The 20296-nt window shown below is 61.3% G+C and carries 18 protein-coding genes; 2 read left to right on the top strand and 16 right to left on the bottom strand.

Annotated features, from left to right (window positions below; translation table 11 throughout):
- Positions 1-39: 39 nt before the first annotated feature.
- The 6 genes from odhB to sdhC form a co-directional block, all read right to left on the bottom strand.
- Positions 40-1263, bottom strand: a complete 1224-nt coding sequence (gene odhB, locus ACF8FB_RS00235; RefSeq protein ID WP_010954950.1) for a 2-oxoglutarate dehydrogenase complex dihydrolipoyllysine-residue succinyltransferase — start codon at positions 1261-1263, stop codon at positions 40-42.
- Positions 1264-1305: 42 nt separating this feature from the next.
- On the bottom strand, positions 1306-4137 hold the full coding sequence (locus ACF8FB_RS00230; RefSeq protein ID WP_010954951.1) for a 2-oxoglutarate dehydrogenase E1 component: 2832 nt from the start codon (positions 4135-4137) through the stop codon (positions 1306-1308).
- A gap of 246 nt (positions 4138-4383) precedes the next feature.
- Positions 4384-5088 carry a succinate dehydrogenase iron-sulfur subunit gene (locus ACF8FB_RS00225; protein WP_003254212.1) on the bottom strand — a complete coding sequence of 235 codons (705 nt, stop codon included), beginning with the start codon at positions 5086-5088 and terminating at the stop codon, positions 4384-4386.
- An 11-nt stretch (positions 5089-5099) separates the two neighbouring features.
- Positions 5100-6872, bottom strand: coding sequence for a succinate dehydrogenase flavoprotein subunit (gene sdhA / locus ACF8FB_RS00220; protein ID WP_003254213.1), 1773 nt, complete (start codon positions 6870-6872; stop codon positions 5100-5102).
- Between the two features lie 3 nt (positions 6873-6875).
- On the bottom strand, positions 6876-7244 hold the full coding sequence (gene sdhD, locus ACF8FB_RS00215; protein ID WP_003254214.1) for a succinate dehydrogenase, hydrophobic membrane anchor protein: 369 nt from the start codon (positions 7242-7244) through the stop codon (positions 6876-6878).
- A complete protein-coding gene (gene sdhC, locus ACF8FB_RS00210) occupies positions 7238-7624 on the bottom strand; it encodes a succinate dehydrogenase, cytochrome b556 subunit (protein ID WP_008091902.1) in 387 nt (128 codons plus the stop codon). Before sdhC ends, sdhD begins: the two co-directional genes overlap by 7 nt.
- A 352-nt stretch (positions 7625-7976) precedes the next feature.
- On the opposite strand from sdhC, the gene gltA reads away from it, so the two are divergent.
- Positions 7977-9266 (top strand): citrate synthase, encoded by a 1290-nt coding sequence (gene gltA, locus ACF8FB_RS00205; RefSeq protein WP_003254218.1) that lies wholly within the window; start codon positions 7977-7979, stop codon positions 9264-9266.
- A 175-nt stretch (positions 9267-9441) separates the two neighbouring features.
- Here the strand turns inward: gltA and ACF8FB_RS00200 are convergent, their stop codons facing one another.
- From ACF8FB_RS00200 to ACF8FB_RS00160, 9 genes are all read right to left on the bottom strand, one after another.
- Positions 9442-10047, bottom strand: coding sequence for an START domain-containing protein (locus ACF8FB_RS00200; RefSeq protein WP_049588216.1), 606 nt, complete (start codon positions 10045-10047; stop codon positions 9442-9444).
- Between the two features lie 33 nt (positions 10048-10080).
- The gene (locus ACF8FB_RS00195) at positions 10081-10335 is read right to left on the bottom strand and encodes a YkgJ family cysteine cluster protein (RefSeq protein ID WP_010954952.1); all 255 of its coding nucleotides are present in this window, start codon (positions 10333-10335) and stop codon (positions 10081-10083) included.
- Between the two features lie 129 nt (positions 10336-10464).
- Positions 10465-10899 (bottom strand): hypothetical protein, encoded by a 435-nt coding sequence (locus ACF8FB_RS00190; RefSeq protein WP_010954953.1) that lies wholly within the window; start codon positions 10897-10899, stop codon positions 10465-10467.
- 64 nt (positions 10900-10963) lie between these two features.
- Complete coding sequence (locus ACF8FB_RS00185) at positions 10964-12406, bottom strand: PLP-dependent aminotransferase family protein (RefSeq protein ID WP_003254223.1); 1443 nt, start codon at positions 12404-12406, stop codon at positions 10964-10966.
- Between the two features lie 171 nt (positions 12407-12577).
- Complete coding sequence (locus ACF8FB_RS00180) at positions 12578-13390, bottom strand: OmpA family protein (protein WP_010954955.1); 813 nt, start codon at positions 13388-13390, stop codon at positions 12578-12580.
- Positions 13387-13740, bottom strand: coding sequence for a DUF4398 domain-containing protein (locus ACF8FB_RS00175; protein WP_010954956.1), 354 nt, complete (start codon positions 13738-13740; stop codon positions 13387-13389). Before ACF8FB_RS00175 ends, ACF8FB_RS00180 begins: the two co-directional genes overlap by 4 nt.
- Before the next feature lie 9 nt (positions 13741-13749).
- The gene (locus tag ACF8FB_RS00170) at positions 13750-14571 is read right to left on the bottom strand and encodes an ABC transporter substrate-binding protein (protein WP_010954957.1); all 822 of its coding nucleotides are present in this window, start codon (positions 14569-14571) and stop codon (positions 13750-13752) included.
- Positions 14572-14646: 75 nt separating this feature from the next.
- Positions 14647-15576 (bottom strand): electron transfer flavoprotein subunit alpha/FixB family protein, encoded by a 930-nt coding sequence (locus ACF8FB_RS00165; RefSeq protein ID WP_010954958.1) that lies wholly within the window; start codon positions 15574-15576, stop codon positions 14647-14649.
- A complete protein-coding gene (locus ACF8FB_RS00160) occupies positions 15577-16326 on the bottom strand; it encodes an electron transfer flavoprotein subunit beta/FixA family protein (RefSeq protein WP_003254232.1) in 750 nt (249 codons plus the stop codon).
- A gap of 535 nt (positions 16327-16861) precedes the next feature.
- On the opposite strand from ACF8FB_RS00160, the gene ACF8FB_RS00155 reads away from it, so the two are divergent.
- Positions 16862-18544: an electron transfer flavoprotein-ubiquinone oxidoreductase gene (locus tag ACF8FB_RS00155; RefSeq protein WP_010954959.1), complete on the top strand. Its 1683-nt coding sequence runs from the start codon at positions 16862-16864 to the stop codon at positions 18542-18544.
- A gap of 372 nt (positions 18545-18916) precedes the next feature.
- Here the strand turns inward: ACF8FB_RS00155 and ACF8FB_RS00150 are convergent, their stop codons facing one another.
- Complete coding sequence (locus ACF8FB_RS00150) at positions 18917-20242, bottom strand: MFS transporter (RefSeq protein ID WP_010954961.1); 1326 nt, start codon at positions 20240-20242, stop codon at positions 18917-18919.
- Positions 20243-20296: the final 54 nt, after the last annotated feature.

Here is a 20296-nt window from a genome sequence, read left to right as displayed (position 1 = left end):
CTTGCGAAGCCAGGCCCGGCACGGTACGCAGCCAGAGGGTTAGATGTCCAGCAGCAGGCGGGACGGATCTTCCAGCAGGTTCTTGATAGTGACCAGGAAGGTTACCGCTTCCTTGCCGTCGATCAGGCGGTGATCGTACGACAGCGCCAGGTACATCATCGGGCGAATCACGACCTGGCCATTGATGGCCATCGGGCGCTGGATGATGTTGTGCATGCCGAGAATGGCGGCCTGCGGCGGGTTGACGATCGGGGTCGACATCATCGAACCGAAGGTGCCACCGTTGGTGATGGTGAAGGTGCCACCGGTCATCTCTTCGATGGACAGTTTGCCGTCACGGGCCTTCTTGCCGAAGGTAGCGATGCCGTTCTCGATTTCAGCCAGGCTCATCGACTCGGCGTTACGCAGCACCGGCACCACCAGGCCACGGTCGCTGGACACGGCAACACCGACGTCGGCGAAGCCGTGGTAGACGATGTCGTTGCCGTCGATCGAGGCGTTGACGGCCGGGAAGCGCTTCAGCGCTTCGGTAGCGGCTTTGACGAAGAACGACATGAAGCCCAGGCGCACGCCATTGTGGGTCTTCTCGAACAGGTCCTTGTACTTCGAACGCAGGGCCATGACTTCGGTCATGTCCACTTCGTTGAAGGTGGTCAGCATCGCCATGTTCGACTGGGCTTCGACCAGGCGCTCGGCGATCTTGGCACGCAGGCGGGTCATCGGCACACGCTTCTCGGTACGGTCGCCAGCGGCGACGACAACCGGGGCAGCGGCAGCAGCGGCAGGCTTGGCAGCCGGTGCAGCGGCAGGAGCCGACTTCTTCTTGGCAACAGCAGCAACCACGTCTTCCTTGGTGACGCGACCGCCTTTACCGGTACCTGCAACGGTAGCCAGGTCGATGCCGTTTTCTTCAGCCAGCTTGCGCGCGGCCGGGGCTGCGATCGGGTCATCTTCGCCGGCGTCAGCGGCAGCAGCGGCCGGAGCAGCAGCAGGGGCGGCTGCCGCGGCAGGCGCAGCGGCAGCACCGCCCTCAACGATCGAACCCAGCAATTCGTCGGACAGGACAGTGTCGCCCTCGCCCTTGACGATGTCGCCCAGCACGCCATCGGCAGTAGCCAGTACTTCCAGGACAACCTTGTCAGTCTCGATGTCGACGATCAGCTCGTCACGCTTGACGGCTTCGCCCGGCTTCTTGTGCCAGGTGGCAACGGTGCCATCGGCAACCGATTCCGGGAAGGTTGGGGCTTTGATCTCGATAGCCATTATCTGTGTTTCCTTAAATTCGGTTTCAGGTGCGCGAAGGCGTTAGACAGTGAAGGCGTCTTGCAGCAGTTTTTCCTGCTGTTCGGCGTGCTTCGAAGCGTAACCACAGGCTGGCGCGGCAGAAGCGTCGCGACCGGCGTATTCCAGGACCAGTGCCTTGTTGTGGCGGCCCAGGATACGGCGCATGTGGTGCTGGCTGCTGTACCAGGCGCCCTGGTTCATCGGCTCTTCCTGACACCAGACCGCATGCTTGAGGTTGGTGTAAGGGGCGAGGATTTCGACCAGATCGTCCTCAGGGAACGGATACAGCTGCTCGATACGCAGGATGGCGATGTCTTCGCGGCCTTCGGCACGGCGTTTTTCCAGCAGGTCGTAGTAGACCTTGCCGCTGCACAGCACCAGACGCTCGACCTTGGCCGGATCGATTGCGTCGATTTCCGGGATCACGGTCTGGAACGAGCCTTCTGCCAGGTCTTCCAGGGTCGAGATGGCCAGCTTGTGGCGCAGCAGCGACTTCGGCGTCAGGACTACCAGCGGCTTGCGCAGCGGGCGAATGACCTGGCGACGCAGCAGGTGGTAAATCTGTGCCGGCGTCGTCGGTACGCAGACCTGGATGTTGTGCTCGGCGCACAGCTGCAGGTAACGCTCCAGACGCGCGGAGGAGTGCTCCGGCCCCTGCCCTTCATAGCCGTGTGGCAGCAGCATGGTCAGACCGCACAGGCGGCCCCACTTGTGCTCACCACTGGTGATGAACTGGTCGATCACCACTTGCGCACCGTTGGCGAAGTCGCCGAACTGGGCTTCCCAGATCACCAGCGCGTTCGGCATGGTGGTGGAGTAGCCGTATTCGAAGGCCAGTACCGCCTCCTCGGACAGGAACGAATCGTACAGATCGAAACGTGGCTGGCCTGGGAACAGGTTCTGCAACGGAATGTAGGTGCTGGCGTCCTTCTGGTTGTGCAGCACCGCGTGACGGTGCGAGAAGGTGCCACGGCCGATGTCCTGGCCGGTCATGCGGATCGGGTGACCTTCGAACTGCAGGGTGGCGTAAGCCATGGTCTCTGCATAACCCCAGTTGATCGGCAAGCCACCGGCCTGCATCTTCTGACGGTCTTCGTAGATCTTCGACACCTGACGCTGGACCACGAAACCTTCCGGCAGCTCGAGCAGCTTGGCCGACAGATCCTGCAGGGTCTTGAGGTCGAAACGGGTGTCGTGACGCGCGGTCCAGGCATGGCCCAGGTACGGACGCCAGTCGACGAACAGCTCGCGGTTCGGCTCCTTGACCAGGCTTTTCACCACGTGCAGGCCATTGTCCAGCGCGTTGCGGTACTCGTCGATCTTGGCCTGAGCGCGCTCGGCGTCGATGCGACCGGCCTGGATCAGCTGCTCGGCATACAGCTCACGGGTAGTGCGCTGCTTGCTGATTTGCTGGTACATCAGCGGCTGGGTGCCGTTAGGCTCGTCAGCCTCGTTGTGGCCACGGCGACGGTAGCAGACCAGGTCGATGACCACGTCACGCTTGAACTGCATGCGGTAGTCGATGGCCAGCTGGGTAACGAACAGCACGGCTTCCGGGTCATCGCCGTTCACGTGCAGGATCGGTGCCTGGATCATCTTGGCAACGTCGGTCGCGTACTCGGTGGAGCGCGCATCCAGCGGGTTGCTGATGGTGAAACCAACCTGGTTGTTGATCACGATGTGCACGGTACCGCCGGTCTTGAAACCGCGGGTCTGCGACATCTGGAAGGTTTCCATGACCACGCCCTGGCCAGCGAACGCAGCGTCGCCGTGGATCGAGATCGGCACCACCTTGTCGCCAACGGTGTCGTTGCGGCGGTCCTGACGGGCGCGCACCGAACCCTCGACCACCGGCGAAACGATTTCCAGGTGGGACGGGTTGAACGCCATGGCCAGGTGCACTTCGCCACCCGGGGTCATCACGTTCGAGGAGAAGCCCTGGTGATACTTCACGTCACCGGAGCCCAGCTCGTTCATCTTCTTGCCTTCGAACTCGTCGAACAGCTCGCGCGGGTTCTTGCCGAAGGTGTTCACCAGCACGTTCAGGCGGCCACGGTGGGCCATGCCGATCACGACCTCCTTGGCGCCGTAAGAGCCGGAACGCTGGATCATTTCATCCAGCATCGGAATCAGGCTCTCGCCGCCTTCAAGGCCGAATCGCTTGGTGCCCGGGTACTTGGTGCCCAGGTACTTTTCCAGGCCCTCACCGGCGGTTACGCGCTCGAGCAGGTGGGCCTGCACGTCAGCGGAATACTCCGGACGGCCGCGCACGCTTTCCAGCCGCTGCTGGAACCAGCTGCGCTGCTCGGAATCGACGATGTGGGTGAATTCGGCGCCAATGGTGCGACAATATGTCTTCTGGAGTGCATCGAAGATGTCGCGTAGGCTCGCCTCCTCTTTGCCGATGAACAGGTCGCCGGCACGGAAGGTCGTATCAAGATCGGCATTGGTCAAGCCGTAGTGATTGATCGACAGGTCTACGGGCGCAGGACGCTGCCACAACCCCAACGGGTCGAGCTTGGCAGCCTGATGGCCGCGCATACGATAGGCCTGGATCAGTCGCAGAACTTCAACCTGCTTCTTCTCGTGTTCACTGCTCACGCTCCCGGCGGAAACCGGTTGGGCGCGGCGCTGGTTCTTTGCCAGCAGTACGAAATGGTCGCGGATTGTCGAGTGCGATACATCAGTAGCGGTGCTGCCGTCGGCTGGCAACTTCTGGAAGTAAGTGCGCCACTCTTCTGGCACAGCGTTAGGGTCGTGCAGGTAGAGCTCGTAGAGCTCTTCCACATATGCAGCGTTACCACCTGAAAGGTGGGCGCTATCCCACATGCGCTGCATCACGCTTTCTTGCATGCTTGGTCACCCTCGATTAGGGGACTGATCGGCGAGAGCCACAGCAAACCTGGAAAAGTCCGAAAACAGCGACTGAACCACGCCACTTGGATCCTGCTGATTTTCCGGGTACCAGCCCGGAAAGCCCCTGCTGGTCTCATATCTTCATAGGTAATGAACGCGGGCTTTGTGGGCCCTTGTTCGGGTTTTACCTCAGTGCAGGCTCACCACCCGCACCTCGGCTTACTGCAGGTACAACGCTTTGTATCAGGTGCCGCTTTGCAGCAGCATGTTACGTACGTGACCGATTGCCTTGGTCGGGTTCAGACCTTTCGGGCAAACGTTTACGCAGTTCATGATCCCGCGGCAGCGGAATACGCTGAACGGGTCATCCAGGGACGCCAGGCGCTCCTGAGTCTTGGTATCGCGGCTGTCGGCAAGGAAGCGGTAGGCTTGCAGCAATGCTGCCGGGCCCAGGAACTTGTCCGGGTTCCACCAGAACGACGGGCAGGAAGTCGAGCAGCAAGCGCACAGGATGCACTCGTACAGGCCGTCCAGCTTGTCACGGTCTTCCGGCGACTGCAGGCGCTCGATGGCCGGGGCCGGGGTGTCGTTCTGCAGGAACGGCTTCACCTTCTCGTACTGCTTGTAGAAGATGCTCATATCGACCACCAGGTCACGAATGACCGGCAGGCCTGGCAGAGGACGCAGAACCAGCTTGCCGCCCTTCACCACCGCCGACAGCGGGGTGATGCAGGCCAGGCCGTTCTTGCCGTTCATGTTCATGCCATCGGAACCGCAAACGCCTTCACGGCAGGAGCGACGGTACGAGAAACCCTCGTCCTTTTCCTTGATCAGTGCCAATACATCCAGCACCATCAGGTCCTTGCCGCCGGTATCGACGTCGAACGACTCCATTTTTGGCGCCGAGTCGGTGTCCGGGTTGTAACGATAAACTTCGACTTTCAACATAGCAGCCACCCTTAGTAAGTCCGGACTTTTGGTTCGAAGGCTGGAACAGTCTTCGGCGCAAAGTTGACGCCGCGCTTGGCAACGCGCTTCTCACCCGGGTAGTACAGGGTGTGGCACAGCCAGTTTTCGTCGTCACGGTCTTCGAAGTCTTCACGGGCGTGAGCGCCGCGGGACTCTTTACGGGCTTCGGCCGCGATGGCGGTAGCTTCGGCGACTTCCAGCAGGTTCTGCAGCTCCAGCGCTTCGATACGCGCGGTGTTGAAGGCCTGGGACTTGTCGTTGATCTTGACGTTGGCGATACGGTCACGCAGACCGGCCAGCTGCTCGATACCCTTCTGCATGTATTCGCCAGTACGGAATACACCGAAGTAGTTCTGCATGCAGCTCTGCAGCTCGCGCTTCAGGCTGGCAACGTCTTCACCGCTGGTACGCTCGTTGAGCTTGTTCAGGCGGTTCAGGGCAACATCGACGTCGGTGTCGCTGGCGTCGCGGTATTCCACGCCTTCGCTCAGCGCCTTCTCCAGGTGCAGGCCGGCAGCACGGCCGAACACCACCAGGTCGAGCAGCGAGTTGCCGCCCAGGCGGTTGGCACCGTGAACCGATACGCACGCCACTTCACCTACGGCGAACAGGCCCGGGATGATGTGATCCTGGCCGTCGGCGTCCATGGTGATGGCCTGGCCATGAATGTTGGTGGCAACGCCGCCCATCATGTAGTGGCAGGTCGGCACGACCGGCACCGGCGCGACCACAGGGTCGACGTGGGCGAAGGTCTTGGACAGTTCGCAGATACCTGGCAGGCGGCTGTGCAGCACTTCCTCGCCCAGGTGGTCCAGCTTCAGCAGTACGTGGTCCTTGTTCGGGCCCACGCCGTTGCCGGCGATGATTTCCTTGACCATGGAACGGGCAACCACGTCGCGGCCGGCCAGGTCTTTGGCGTTCGGCGCGTAACGCTCCATGAAGCGCTCGCCGTGGGCGTTGATCAGGTAGCCACCTTCACCGCGGCAACCCTCGGTGACCAGTACACCGGCGCCGGCGATACCGGTCGGGTGGAACTGCCACATTTCGATGTCCTGCACCGGCACGCCTGCACGCAGGGCCATGCCGATACCGTCACCGGTGTTGATCAGGGCGTTGGTGGTGGACGCGTAGATACGGCCCGCACCGCCAGTGGCCAGCACGGTGGCCTTGGACTTGATGTACAGGGTTTCGCCGGTTTCGATGCAGATGGCGATCACACCCACGAATGCGCCGTCCTGGTTTTTCACCAGGTCAACTGCGTAGTACTCGTTGAGGAACGTGGTGCCCGCCTTCAGGTTGCCCTGGTACAGGGTGTGCAGCAGCGCGTGACCGGTACGGTCGGAAGCGGCACAGGTACGGGCGGCCTGGCCACCTTTACCGAAGTCCTTGGACTGACCACCGAACGGGCGCTGATAGATGCGGCCGGTTTCGGTGCGCGAGAACGGCAGACCCATGTGGTCCAGTTCGAAGACCGCAGCCGGGCCTTCCTGACACATGTATTCGATAGCGTCCTGGTCACCGATATAGTCGGAACCCTTGACGGTATCGTACATGTGCCAGCGCCAGTCGTCGTTCGGGTCGGCCGAAGCGATGGCGCAGGTGATGCCGCCCTGGGCGGATACGGTGTGCGAACGGGTCGGGAAGACCTTGGTGACTACGGCAGTCTTGTGGCCGCCTTGAGCCAGTTGCAGCGCTGCGCGCATGCCGGCGCCGCCGCCACCGATGATGATGGCGTCGAAGGAAATGGTTGGAATGCTAGCCATGGATCAGATACCCCAGAGAATCTGCACACCCCAGACGAAGTAAGCGAACATCGCAACGCCGCATACCGCCTGGAACAGGAAACGAATCGCAGTTGCCGACTTGCCGAACGACATAGGCGTCAGGTAGTCGGTTGCAATGGTCCACATGCCGACCCAGGCGTGAGCGCCCAGGGCAACGAGGGCCAGCAGACTGAAGATCCGCATCGCGTTGTTGGAGAACAGACCATGCCACTGGGTGTAGTCGATGCCTGGGTGGGCGACCACGTAGCCGATCAGGAAGAGGAAGTAAGCCGCGAGAACGACCGCAGAAACGCGCTGCGCCATCCAGTCATAGAGGCCCGAACGCGACAGGTTCGTGACATTGGTTACCATACCCAAACTCCCACCAGAACGATCAGCACCACGGAGATGACGATCACGATTTTCGAGCCCAGCTTGCCGCCTTCCAGCGTCTCACCGATACCCATGTCCATGATCAGGTGACGAACACCTGCCACGAGGTGATAAAGCAGGGCGGACAGCAGGCCCCAGGTCACGAACTTGGCCAGCGGGCTGGTCAGACACGCCTTCACCTCACCGAAGCCTTCCTCGGAACCCAGCGACTTGCCCAGTGCATAAAGCATGATGGCAAGGCCGATGAACAGGATGACGCCGGAGATACGGTGCAGGATGGACGTGTACGCAGTGACGGGGAGCTTGATGGTCCTTAGGTCTAGGTTTACAGGTCGTTGGCTTTTCACGGCTTTTTTCACACTGAAGAGCCCCTAGCGAATCAGGGCAAAGTTGTTGGTAAGTGTACTGGTCAGGTACCCACCACCCAGGGAACGGCGACCCCCAGCAGTTCGGGCTTGCAAGCCCCTGGCGGTCGGGTGCCGAGTATAGACAGTTAGGCTGCTTATGACAACGTGACGGGGTAGCCCAAATAGCGCATTGCCTTTAATGAACAAAAGGCGTAAATGGGCGAGAATTTCGGGAAAAATCAGGCTTGAATGCCTGATTCAACAAGCCTTTAGGCAAATTGACATCTGAATTTATCCCTCTATAGTGGTGCGGGCCCTGCGTGGGGGGTCTGTCTGATGATTTCAAGCATTAATAGGAGGCCACATGGCTGACAAAAAAGCGCAGTTGGTCATCGAGGGCGCTGCCCCCGTCGAGCTGCCCATTTTAACCGGCACCGTTGGTCCTGATGTAATCGACGTCCGCGGGTTAGGGGCCACTGGTCACTTCACCTTCGACCCAGGTTTCATGGCGACTGCCTCGTGCGAGTCGAAGATCACCTATATTGACGGCGACAAAGGTATCCTGCTGCACCGCGGCTACCCGATCGAGCAACTCGCCGAACAGTCCGACTACCTCGAAACCTGCTACCTGCTGCTCAATGGCGAACTGCCGAATGCCGAGCAGAAGGCCCAGTTCGTCAGCACCGTCAAGAACCACACCATGGTTCACGAGCAGCTGAAGTCCTTCTTCAACGGCTTCCGTCGCGACGCTCACCCGATGGCGGTGATGTGCGGTGTAGTCGGCGCCCTGTCGGCGTTCTATCACGACTCCCTGGATATCAATAACCCGCAACACCGCGAAATCTCCGCGGTGCGCCTGGTCGCCAAGATGCCGACCCTGGCTGCGATGGTTTACAAGTACTCCATGGGCCAGCCGATGATGTACCCGCGCAACGACCTGTCGTACGCGGAAAACTTCCTGCACATGATGTTCAACACCCCGTGCGAGATCAAACCGATCAGCCCGGTGCTGGCCAAGGCAATGGACCGGATCTTCATCCTCCACGCCGACCACGAGCAGAACGCCTCTACCTCCACCGTTCGTCTGGCAGGCTCGTCGGGTGCCAACCCGTTCGCCTGTATCGCCGCCGGTATCGCCGCACTGTGGGGCCCGGCCCACGGCGGTGCGAACGAAGCCGTACTGACCATGCTGGATGAAATCGGCGATGTCTCGAACATCGACAAATTCATCGCCAAGGCCAAGGACAAGAACGACCCGTTCAAGCTGATGGGCTTCGGTCACCGCGTGTACAAGAACCGCGACCCGCGCGCCACCGTGATGAAGCAGACCTGCGACGAAGTCCTGCGCGAGCTGGGCATCAAGAACGACCCGCAGCTGGAACTGGCCATGCGCCTGGAAGAGATCGCCCTGACCGATCCTTACTTCATCGAGCGCTCGCTGTACCCGAACGTCGACTTCTACTCGGGGATCATCCTCAAGGCGATCGGCATTCCGACCAGCATGTTCACCGTGATCTTCGCCCTGGCACGTACCGTGGGCTGGATCTCGCACTGGAAAGAAATGCTCTCCAGCCCGTACAAGATCGGCCGTCCGCGCCAGCTGTACACCGGCGAGCAGAAGCGCGACATCGTTGCCCTGAAAGACCGCAAGTAAGCTGCAGTAGCCGAACGCAAGAAGGCTGCCCTCGGGCAGCCTTTTTTATTTGTCCTGTACCGGCCTCTTCGCGGGCTTGCCCGCTCCCACAGGTACTGCACAGATCTCGAGGGCTGCGCTGTACCTGTGGGAGCGGGCAAGCCCGCGAAGAGGCCGGCACAGACACCACAAAACCTCAGTTTTTCTCCGCCCGCTCACGCAGCCCTTTCAGGGTATTGAACGGCGCATCCACCACGAACTTGTTGGCCACCATCGCCGGCACGCTACCACCTGGCTCGGTGTGCACCTGGTAGGTCACTTCAGTGCTGTCACCCTTGGGCACCAGCTTCCAGAAGCCGTCGACTTTTGCCACCCGAACAAAACCCTTCTCTTCCGGCAGGTAAGTCGGCTCTTCTTTCAGGTTACGGGTCAGGCTGCCATCCGCCTCCTTGATGGTCGTAATGTGCAGCACGGAATCACGCGGCGTCACCGGCCATGGCGTATTGAACTGGGTATAGGTCCAGCTCTGGTCACCTTCGTGCTTGAGCAGCTTCTGCGACTTGCATTCGTGAATCCAGGCACAGGCCCCGGACACGTCCTCCTGCAGCGCCTCGACCTTGGCCAGCGGCGCCTTGATCACGGTCACACCGCGATAGGCCTTGTACTTGGACCCGGCCACCTCACTGAGGGACACCTTGATCCCGTCCTCGTCCTTGGCCACTTGCCAGTTTTCAGCCCAGGCCACAGGCGACAGCAGAACACCCACACCACACAGCAGTGCAATACGCTTGAACGATCTCATCATGTTTATCCTTGTTGTCGAAGATCCAGCCTGTCACGCCGCCGTCATCTGCTCCCACCAGCCAAGAATCCTGATTGCCTCGTCACGATCACTGCCGCACACCTCGGCATCTGCCTTGAAACCACCGCACACCGCCGGCCGCTCAGGCTTGCCGAACAGGTCGCAAAGGTTGGCCGCAGTCAGGTGCAGGCAGCGCTCACCCGCCGGCTTGCCATTGGGCATTCGCGGCATCGCAGAAGTGATGGACGGGGCGATGCAGCAGGCACCACAACCCTCACGGCATTGCATGGCTATTCACCAAAATCAGGACTCCCTGGAACAAAACGGGACGAACGTCCCTGGATAGTAACCGCTCAAACAGTCGTTTGAAATTGCTGGCACGATGAAATCTGCTGTGACCTGGCAGTCAGCTCCCGCCTATTGGCGATACTCGAAATCGATGGCGGCTCCTTCCACGTCATGACGGCTGTCATTGCGCAGTTGCAGCTGCATTTCGTTGTTGATAAGCCGGCCATTGAGCTGATACGGACTGTCATTGGTCTCTGGCTTTTCTGTGAACATGGGCGGCAACAAAGGTTTGCGCCGCTGGATTGGCGAAGGCGTGCCCACATTCGGCTCAAGGTTGTCGACCATCTCGACTGGCAGGCTGAGGTCCAGATTTGTCTTGGGCAAGGGCTTGGCAACCGCTTTGCTGACCGGCTTGTGTGCAGGCTTGGCAGTCGCCTTTTTTGGCACGTGCTTACCCTGAGCTGTTTGAGCCTGGTTTGCCGGTTGCGCAGCCAAGGCAGGGACGACCGGGCAGCAGAACGTCAGAAGGCACACGATCAGGACAAAGCAGCGCGAAGCGTTCATGGCAAATGGACAGACTGGCAGGAAAAATGCCTATGCTCCCTGTTCCACAGGCGGCTTGCAAGCCTTACAACAGCGTGACCGCAGTCTCCCTGCACAACTGCTGCGCCAGCAAACCGAGCGTAATCACAGCCCGCTCGGCCTCTTTATTCCAAGGTATGCCGCAATTGAGTCGGACACAGTGGTTGAACTGCTCTGTGTTACTGAATATCAGTCCTGGTGCAATGCTGATGCCCTGCTCCAGCGCGCGCACATGCAGCTCCTGGGTATTGACCCGACCGGGCAGGCTCACCCAGAGGATGAAGCCGCCTGTCGGCCGGGTCATCTGGGTACCCTCGGGGAAGTGCTGCTGCACTGCCAGCTGGTAGGCACTGAGGTTCTTGCGATATTCCTGGCGTATGTAGCGCAGATGCCGGTCGTAGCCGCCATTTTCCAGGTAGGCTGCCACGCCCATCTGCGTCACGCTACAGGCCGAGTGGGTGGTAAAAGTCTGCAGGCGCTGAATCTCGTCCTGGTAACGCCCTGCGATCATCCAGCCCACCCGCACGCCAGGGGACAGGGTCTTGGAGAAGCTCGAACAGTAGATCACCCGGTCCAGCCGGTCGAACGCCTTCAGCGCCTTGGTCTTGCCTTGCTCGAACATCAGCTCACCGTAGATGTCATCCTCGATGATCTGGATATCGAAGTCCGAGGCCAGGCGCAGCAATTGCTTTTGCCGCTCTTCGGGAACGGTGCCGCCCAGCGGATTGCTCAAGCGGGCAGTGAGCACCAGCGCCTTGATCGACCATTGGTTAGCCGCCAGTTGCAAGGCTTCGAGGCTGATACCGGTGGACGGGTCACTGGGGATTTCGATCACTTTCAAACCCAGCAGGTCAGCCAGCTGCAGCAAGCCGTAATAGGTCGGTGACTCGGCGGCGATCAGGTCACCTGGGCGGGTCAGCACCCGCAGCGACATCTGCAGGGCATCGACACACCCATGGGTCACGATCACTTCGCGCGGGTCGACCAGCACGCCGGCATCGCGCATGCGTATGGCGATCTGTCGGCGCAGCGGCTCGAAACCGGGGCTGAACATGTAACTGAAGGCGCGCGGGCTATGGAAGCGCGTCACCTTGGCGATTTGCTGATGCAGGGCGCGCACTGGCAGGTAGTCGACATGCGGCACAGCAGCGCCAAACGGGAACACACCATCGCGGCGCGCCTCAGTCAGCACCTGCTGGATGATGCTGGCGCGCGTGACCAGGCCCGGGCGCTCCACCCGAGCGATGTCGGGGGTTTGCGCGGTCAAGGCAGGGGTCTGGTGCACGTAATAGCCAGACTGCGGCCGCGCCCGGATAAGCCCTTGGTCCTCGAGATTGGCATAGGCCTGCAACACCGTGGCATGGCTGACATTGAGCTGGGCGCTCATCTTGCGCACGGAGGGTACCCGCTCGCCTGGCTGGTAGACACCGCGACGGATATCATCGGCCAGTTGCTGGGCGATACGCTGGTACAGCAGCAGGTTGGTCATGTCGACATGCTCGTTGTTCTTGTACGGGTCACTGACGGTAGAGGATACCGTAACAGTTGCAAAGTGTACTGGGACAGATTGCAACGTAGTCGACAATACAACAGCGTGACAGCTATCGAAACGATTAAACCGACATAAAACAGGCCGCAAAGCGGCCCATTTCTACAAGACTCAGCGCGCCGGTGCGAGCCGCCCCTTGTCATCGGAGAATACGATCTCCACCCGACGGTTCTGCGCCCTGCCCCGCTCCGAAGCATTGGCCTCGATCGGGTACTGGTCGCCATAGCCTTCAACCTGCAGGCGCTTTTCGTCGATGCCCAGGTCCACAAGCATGTCAGCCACGGACTGCGCCCGGTCGCGCGACAGCTTGAGATTCTCCTCGCCCGCGCCAGTACTGTCGGTATAGCCCTCGATACGCACTACCCGGCGCGGGTTGAGCTGCAGGAACTGCACCAGCTTGAGCACAGTCCGGCTGGCCGAGTTCTTCAGGTCGGCACTGCCGGTATCGAACAGCACATCGCCCAAGGTCATCACCAAGCCACGGTCGGCCTGCTCCGAAGCCAACGCGGCAATCTGCGACTCGACCCACTTGCCCTGCTGCTGCACGCTGGCCAGTTTGGCCTCACGCAAGGCCAGCTGCAGGCGCTGGCGCTCCAGGTCGAGCTTGGCCTGGCGCTCCTGGTTCAGCGCCAGCTTGGCATGCTCGCGGGCAATCTCGCTGTAGCGCTGGCTGAGGTAAGCATAATGCCGCACATCGGAACCGGTGCCGATGTAACTGGACAGGCGCTCGGCGCGAGCCAGCGACTCACCCGCCCGAATCACGTCACGCGGTGCGCTGCGCAGCACATCGGAATCATCTTTGACCCCCTGGAAGGCGACGGTGGCCTCATCCAGCGCGGCACTGCTGCGCTGGCTGGCGCAACCTTGCAAACCTGCCGTCAGCGCCAACAATGCCAGTGCAGCCAAAGGCGTACGACGGATCATGGCTGCACCTCCAGTTGCTTGCGCAAGCGCTTGACCCGCGACTGCAGCACCTGCAGCTGCTCTTCGCTCTTCTGGTTCAGCACCTGGGCCTCGGCCAGGCGCGCATCCAGCTCGGCTTGCTCAGCGCGCATGCGCGCATCGCGGTAGTCCTGGGTAAGCATGTTGGACTTGGCGCGGGCCAACTTGTCTTCAGCCAGTTTCAGCGTTTCGACCTGCTCAGTGGCGCCGACGGCCTTGGCCTGGTCCAGTGCCTGTTCGGAAATGCGCATCTGCTCTTCAGGGGCCGGATCATTGGCGCAGCCAGCCAGGCCGAGCACGGCCAGGGCAAGGATTAGTGGTTGGGTTCTCACGCAATCTTCCTAGTGTTTGGGGGCGTCCGCCGGTACCTGCATCTGCGCTTTCCAGCGCTCGACATTTCGTTGCAGCACAGCTTCGGATGCACCAGAGATCGGCAATTCTGTCAGTTTTTTTGCCAATTGCCCACGCAACCAGCTGTCATTACACGCCGAGTTGTGCGACAGCGCCAGGTACAGGCCCGGCCTGTCCACCGGCAAGCCGCGGGCTATGAGGTCATTGCTCATGCCGAGGCTCTGGGCCATGGCCATACCGGAGTAACGGCCAGCCAGCACATAGTCCACCTGGCCGAGTACCAGTTTCTGAAAGGCCTGGGTCAGGTTTTGCGCCGGCACCAGCTTGAGCTGTGCCTTGGCGAACGCAGTAAAGGCCGGGGTCAGGCGTGCACGCTCGGACAAACTGCCCTGGTATCTGGCCAGATCGGCCGGGCCATCAAAGGTCACCGCTGCATCATGGCGGGTCCACACCAGGTACTCATTGAGCTGCAACGGCGGATGGATGTAGTCCAGCGCGGTCAGTTGCTCCACCTGCAAGGGGGTGTCGAGCAGCAGGTCCATGCGCCCACTGCGCACCTCTTCCAGCGCCTGATCACGGCGACCGGCACTCAGCACCTCGACCTTCACACCCAGTTCGCCAGCCACCTGGCGCAACAGGTCGACGTTGGCGCCAATCAGGTGCCCGGGGTCTTTCGGGTCTTGCCACGAATAGGGCGGCGCATCAGGGCTGCCGGTCGCCACCAGGCGCTCGCACTTGCCTGCGGCCATGGCCAGTGGTGACACCAACAGCGCCACACATGCCAGCACCCTGCCCGTTCCGCGCAACGTCATCCCTCACCCCTCAAGCCATAAAAAAACCCGACCCTCAAAACGAGGGCCGGGTTCTTTATAAGTGAAGCAGGCGGATCAGACCAGCTTTTCCAGCTCCGGAACCGCTTCGAACAGGTCAGCGACCAGGCCGTAGTCGGCCACCTGGAAGATCGGCGCTTCTTCGTCCTTGTTGATCGCCACGATCACTTTGGAGTCTTTCATGCCGGCCAGGTGCTGGATCGCGCCGGAGATACCGACGGCGATGTACAGCTGTGGCGCAACGATCTTGCCGGTCTGGCCGACCTGCATGTCGTTCGGCACGAAGCCTGCGTCGACTGCGGCGCGCGAAGCACCAACCGCAGCGCCGAGCTTGTCGGCCAGGCTGTACAGGTGCTTGAAGTTGTCACCGTTACCCATGCCACGGCCGCCGGAAACGACGATTTTGGCAGCGGTCAGCTCTGGGCGGTCGGACTTGGCCAGCTCTTCGCCAACGAAAGCCGAAATACCGGCGTTGTGGGCAGCGCCAACAGCCTCGACGGCAGCCGAACCACCTTCGGCGGCCACGGCGTCGAAGCCGGTGGTACGCACGGTGATCACCTTGATGGCCGCACTCGATTGCACGGTGGCAATAGCATTACCCGCGTAGATCGGGCGCTTGAAGGTGTCGGCGGACTCGACCGAGATGATCTCGGAGATCTGGTCCACGTCCAGCAGCGCGGCAACCCGTGGCAGGATGTTCTTGCCGTTGGTGGTAGCCGGGGCCAGCACATGGCTGTAACCCTTGGCCAGCTCGACGATCAGCGGCGCGACGTTTTCCGGCAGGACGTGGGCGTAGGCGGCGTTATCAGCCACCAGCACCTTGGCAACGCCGGCGATCTTGGCAGCGGATTCGGCAACGCCACCGACGTTCTGGCCAGCGACCAGGACGTGCACATCACCACCGATCTTGGCGGCTGCAGCGACAGTGTTCAGGGTGGCCGGGGCTACGGCGCCGGCCTCGTATTCAGCGACAACCAGGATAGTCATTTAGATTACCTTCGCTTCGTTCTTCAGCTTCTCGACCAGTTCGGCCACCGATTTGACCTTGATGCCCGCGCTGCGGGCAGCCGGGGCTTCAACCTTCACGGTCTTGTTGGTGGAGGCGAGGGAAACGCCCAGTGCGTCTGGAGTAACAGTCTCCAGCGGCTTCTTCTTGGCCTTCATGATGTTCGGCAGCGACGCGTAGCGTGGCTCGTTCAGGCGCAGGTCGGTGGTGACGATCGCAGGCAGGTTCAGTGCAACGGTCTGCAGGCCGCCATCGATTTCACGGGTGACATTCAGCTTGTCGCCAGCGACTTCGACCTTGGACGCAAAGGTACCCTGGGCGAAGCCAGTCAGGGCGGCCAGCATCTGGCCGGTCTGGTTGTTGTCACTGTCGATGGCCTGCTTGCCGAGAATGACCAGCTGCGGCTGCTCCTTGTCGACAACGGCCTTCAGCGCCTTGGCCACGGCCAGGGAGTTCAGTTCGTCAGCGGCTTCTACCAGGATGGCACGGTCGGCACCCAGGGCCAGGGCAGTACGCAGTTGCTCCTGGGCAGTGGTCGGGCCGACGGAAACCACGACGATCTCGGTCGCAACGCCTTTTTCCTTCAGGCGTACGGCTTCTTCCACGGCGATTTCGCAGAAGGGGTTCATGGACATCTTGACGTTAGCAAGGTCGACGCCGGAGTTGTCCGCTTTGACGCGAACCTTGACGTTGTAGTCGACCACTCGTTTGACAGCTACAAGAACCTTCATGGATTCCTCGTTACTCTCCGGTGAATAGATAGTCGCCTGGGGCAGAGCCCAGCGATGCGCGTGGGTACAAGGGCACCTCTAAAAACGTATCGGGAGGCAGCAACTTCACAGTGACCAAACAGTCTTGTTCGGACTCTTGCGACAAATCCTCACGGGTCATTTCCTGTCGTGGCGTGTAAACTCCACTACAAACCGACCTAAGCCCGCAAAACCCTGCTCCACACCTGGTCTTTAGAGGTGTACCTGCGCCCGGCTGCAAGCCTACGGCGAACGTAAAACCGCTCGTATCTTGACCGTAACACCCATTCCGGTCAATACGGCAAATCGGTCACCCTCCAGCCGCGTTCCTGTGATTTTACTGGCCTGCGGCAAATTCAAACAAACGTTTGTATTGGACCCGCCAAGTGGTGTAGATATAATGCGCGGCCAAGACAAAACGGTGTAGTCCGTCATTTGCCCAGCTACAGTTCCGCCGTTGCGTAGAACCGCTGCAAATGCCCCGCACCCATAAGACAAAGCAACAGCACGAGCCTTGATGAGTAGGAGAGAACCAGTGGAACGCGAATACATGGAATTCGACGTGGTCATCGTCGGCGCCGGCCCGGCGGGCCTGTCCGCCGCCTGCCGCCTGAAGCAGAAGGCCGCCGAAGCCGGTAGCGAAATCAGCGTCTGCGTGGTGGAGAAAGGCTCTGAAGTCGGCGCCCACATCCTCTCTGGCGCAGTGTTCGAGCCCCGCGCCCTGAACGAGCTGTTCCCCGACTGGAAAGAGCTCGGTGCACCGCTGAACACCGAAGTGAAGCGCGACGACATCTACGTACTCAAGGATGCCGGCAGCGCGACCAAGGTGCCTGACCTGTTCGTGCCCAAGACCATGCACAACCATGGCAACTACATCATCTCGCTGGGCAACCTGTGCCGCTGGCTGGCCCAGCAGGCCGAAAACCTCGGCGTGGAAATCTACCCGGGCTTCGCCGCCCAGGAAGCGCTGTTCGACGACAACGGCGTGGTTCGCGGCATCGTCACCGGCGACCTCGGTGTCGACCGCGAAGGCAACCCGAAAGACGGCCTGTATACCCCGGGCATGGAACTGCGTGCCAAGTACACCCTGTTCGCCGAAGGCTGCCGTGGGCATATCGGCAAGCAGCTGATCAAGCGCTTCAACCTCGACAGCGAGTCCGACGTCCAGCACTACGGCATCGGCTTGAAGGAAATCTGGGAAATCGACCCGGCCAAGCACGAGCAAGGCCTGGTGGTGCACACCGCCGGCTGGCCGCTGGACGTGGTGGCCAAGGAAAACACCGGTGGCTCGTTCCTTTATCACCTGGAAAACAACCAGGTGGTGGTCGGCCTGATCGTCGACCTGTCCTACGCCAACCCCTACCTGTCGCCGTTCGACGAATTCCAGCGCCTCAAGCACCACCCGGTGATCAGCCAGTACCTCGAAGGCGGCAAGCGCATCAGCTACGGCGCCCGCGCCTTGGCCAAGGGCGGCATCAACTCGCTGCCGAAAATGGTCTTCAATGGTGGCGCGCTGATCGGTTGCGACCTGGGCACCATGAACGTGGCCAAGATCAAGGGCAGCCATACCGCGATGAAGTCCGGCATGCTCGCCGCCGAAGCAGTGGCCGACGCTTTGATCGCCGGTAGCGAAGGCGGCGATCAATTGAACAGCTATGTCAGCGCCTTCAAGGCCAGCTGGCTGTACGAAGAACTGTTCGCCAGCCGCAACTTCGGCCCGGCCATGCACAAGTTCGGCCCGCTGCTGGGCGCGGCGTTCAACTATGTCGACCAGAACTGGTTCGGTGGCAAGCTGCCGTTCACCCTGCATGACACCAAGCCGGACTATGCCTGCCTCAAGCTGGCCGCCGATTCGAAAAAGATCGACTACCCGAAACCGGACGGCAAGCTCAGCTTCGACAAGCTCAGCTCGGTATTCCTCTCCAGCACCAACCACGAAGAGGAACAACCCTGCCACCTGAAGCTGACCGATCCGAGCGTACCGATCGCCAGCAACCTGCCGCTGTACGACGAGCCTGCCCAGCGCTACTGCCCGGCGGGCGTGTACGAAGTGGTCACCCAGGAAGACGGCAACAAGCGTTTCCAGATCAACGCGCAGAACTGCGTGCACTGCAAGACCTGCGACATCAAGGACCCGGCCCAGAACATCACCTGGGTCACCCCTGAAGGCGCTGGCGGGCCGAACTACCCGAACATGTAAGGCCCCTGCCCTTGCGGCAACAAAAAGCCCCCGGTCCTTATGGGCCGGGGGCTTTTTGTTGTGAGTATGCGTCTGGACCTACGAGGTGTTCGCCGTGAGAGGTTCAGCGCCTATCAGATCGAGCGCCGCCCGCGCGGCGCATCGCGAGCAAGCTCGCTCCTACATCTGTTTCGAGCCAGTCCATCCTGTGCCAGGCGCGCGCGACCGCCTTGTTTGTACGACGCGATATCGAGCCATGCGCCAGGGCGTTCGCGCGCAAATCCCACAGGCATACTTGGCCCGGAACAAATGTAGGAGCGAGCTTGCTCGCGATGCGCCGCGCGGGCGGCGCTCGGTGCAAGCCTTGCTACACAACCCAAGACATGCACCTGCTCATTTGTCGCCGCACATGACCGGTATCGGCTCCGCCGCAAACACCAATGGCTCACGACGCCCGAAATACAGGGCCGTCAGCAGCCCCACCGCGCCCATGATCAGACAAAACCCGACACACACCCATGGGCTCCACGGCATCAGCGCAATCAGTGCCAACGGCGTGGTACTGGCCCACAGTGCGTAGGCCACGTTGTAGGTGAAGGAAATGCCCGATACGCGGATCTGCGCCGGGAACAGCCCCACCATCACCGAGGGCACCACCCCCACCACGCCGCAGCTCAACCCCGCCAGCGCATAGGCCAGCCAGGTCATGCCCCACTGCCCCACCAGGCTGGCGTACAACGCGCCGATACCCAGCGGCAGCAACAGGCTATACAGCATCAGCGCGCGCCAGGCACCCACACGGTCGACCAGCAGCCCGGCCAGCACGCAGCCAATGTTGAGGAAGACGATGCCCACGCTGCTCAGGGCGAAGGTGTGCCCGGCACTCATGCCGAAACGCTGCTGCATCACCGTCGGCGTGATCACCACCAGCACCACCACCGCCGAGGTCAGCACACAGGTCAGCAACGCAGCAGGGATCAACGCCCGGCGGTGCTCGCCCAGCACTTGCCGCAGCGGAAACGTCACAGGTTGCTCCTGGCGCGCGCGCAGGGCGAGGAACACCGGTGTTTCACTGAGCCAGCGGCGCAGCCACACACCAATCACACCAAACACCCCACCCAACAGGAACGGGTAGCGCCAGGCGTAATCGAGGATTTCCTGCGGGGTGAACAGTTGCGCCAGCAAAGTTGCGGTCAGCGCCCCCAGCAGGTAGCCGAAGGTCAGCCCGGCCTGCAGAAAGCCCAGGGCATAGCCGCGCCGCCCGTTGGGCGCGTGCTCGGCAACGAACGTCCAGGCGCTTGGCACCTCACCGCCTACGGCAGCCCCCTGGAGGATGCGCAAGGCCAACAGGATCAGCGGGGCGGCATAGCCGATGTCGGCATAGGTCGGCATCACACCGATCAGCAGACACGGCAGGGCCATCATCAGGATGCTCAGGCTGAATACCCGCTTGCGCCCCAGATGGTCGGCGAAGTGCGCCATCAGGATGCCGCCCAGCGGCCGCGCCAGGTAGCCGGTGACGAAAATGCCGAAGCTTTGCAGCAGGCGCAGCCATTCGGGCATCTCGGGCGGGAAGAACAGCTGGCTGAGGGTCAGCGCGAAGAACACGAAAATGATGAAGTCGTAGATTTCCAGCGCGCCGCCCAGCGCCGCCAGGCCCAGGGTCCGATGGTCGCCGCGGCTGAACCGGGGCGGGCGAGCGGTATCGATGGCAGTCATGGCAGGGTCCGCAGATCGGCAAAGGGCAAGAGCATAACAAATAGCTGCCCGATT

The organism is Pseudomonas sp. yb_2, from assembly GCF_043103905.1.
Classification (GTDB): Bacteria; Pseudomonadota; Gammaproteobacteria; order Pseudomonadales; family Pseudomonadaceae; genus Aquipseudomonas; species Aquipseudomonas alloputida.
This window is presented reverse-complemented; position numbering and strand designations above follow the sequence as displayed.

Excerpts from the sequence above, each read along its gene's own strand:
- odhB (WP_010954950.1), bottom strand. The coding sequence starts at position 1,263 with ATGGCTATCGAGATCAAAGCCCCAACCTTCCCGGAATCGGTTGCCGAT.
- ACF8FB_RS00230 (WP_010954951.1), bottom strand. The coding sequence starts at position 4,137 with ATGCAAGAAAGCGTGATGCAGCGCATGTGGGATAGCGCCCACCTTTCA.
- ACF8FB_RS00225 (WP_003254212.1), bottom strand. The coding sequence starts at position 5,088 with ATGTTGAAAGTCGAAGTTTATCGTTACAACCCGGACACCGACTCGGCG.
- sdhA (WP_003254213.1), bottom strand. The coding sequence starts at position 6,872 with ATGGCTAGCATTCCAACCATTTCCTTCGACGCCATCATCATCGGTGGC.
- sdhD (WP_003254214.1), bottom strand. The coding sequence starts at position 7,244 with ATGGTAACCAATGTCACGAACCTGTCGCGTTCGGGCCTCTATGACTGG.
- gltA (WP_003254218.1), top strand. The coding sequence starts at position 7,977 with ATGGCTGACAAAAAAGCGCAGTTGGTCATCGAGGGCGCTGCCCCCGTC.
- ACF8FB_RS00200 (WP_049588216.1), bottom strand. The coding sequence starts at position 10,047 with ATGAGATCGTTCAAGCGTATTGCACTGCTGTGTGGTGTGGGTGTTCTG.
- ACF8FB_RS00195 (WP_010954952.1), bottom strand. The coding sequence starts at position 10,335 with ATGCAATGCCGTGAGGGTTGTGGTGCCTGCTGCATCGCCCCGTCCATC.
- ACF8FB_RS00190 (WP_010954953.1), bottom strand. The coding sequence starts at position 10,899 with ATGAACGCTTCGCGCTGCTTTGTCCTGATCGTGTGCCTTCTGACGTTC.
- ACF8FB_RS00185 (WP_003254223.1), bottom strand. The coding sequence starts at position 12,406 with ATGACCAACCTGCTGCTGTACCAGCGTATCGCCCAGCAACTGGCCGAT.
- ACF8FB_RS00180 (WP_010954955.1), bottom strand. The coding sequence starts at position 13,390 with ATGATCCGTCGTACGCCTTTGGCTGCACTGGCATTGTTGGCGCTGACG.
- ACF8FB_RS00170 (WP_010954957.1), bottom strand. The coding sequence starts at position 14,571 with ATGACGTTGCGCGGAACGGGCAGGGTGCTGGCATGTGTGGCGCTGTTG.
- ACF8FB_RS00165 (WP_010954958.1), bottom strand. The coding sequence starts at position 15,576 with ATGACTATCCTGGTTGTCGCTGAATACGAGGCCGGCGCCGTAGCCCCG.
- ACF8FB_RS00160 (WP_003254232.1), bottom strand. The coding sequence starts at position 16,326 with ATGAAGGTTCTTGTAGCTGTCAAACGAGTGGTCGACTACAACGTCAAG.
- ACF8FB_RS00155 (WP_010954959.1), top strand. The coding sequence starts at position 16,862 with ATGAGTAGGAGAGAACCAGTGGAACGCGAATACATGGAATTCGACGTG.
- ACF8FB_RS00150 (WP_010954961.1), bottom strand. The coding sequence starts at position 20,242 with ATGACTGCCATCGATACCGCTCGCCCGCCCCGGTTCAGCCGCGGCGAC.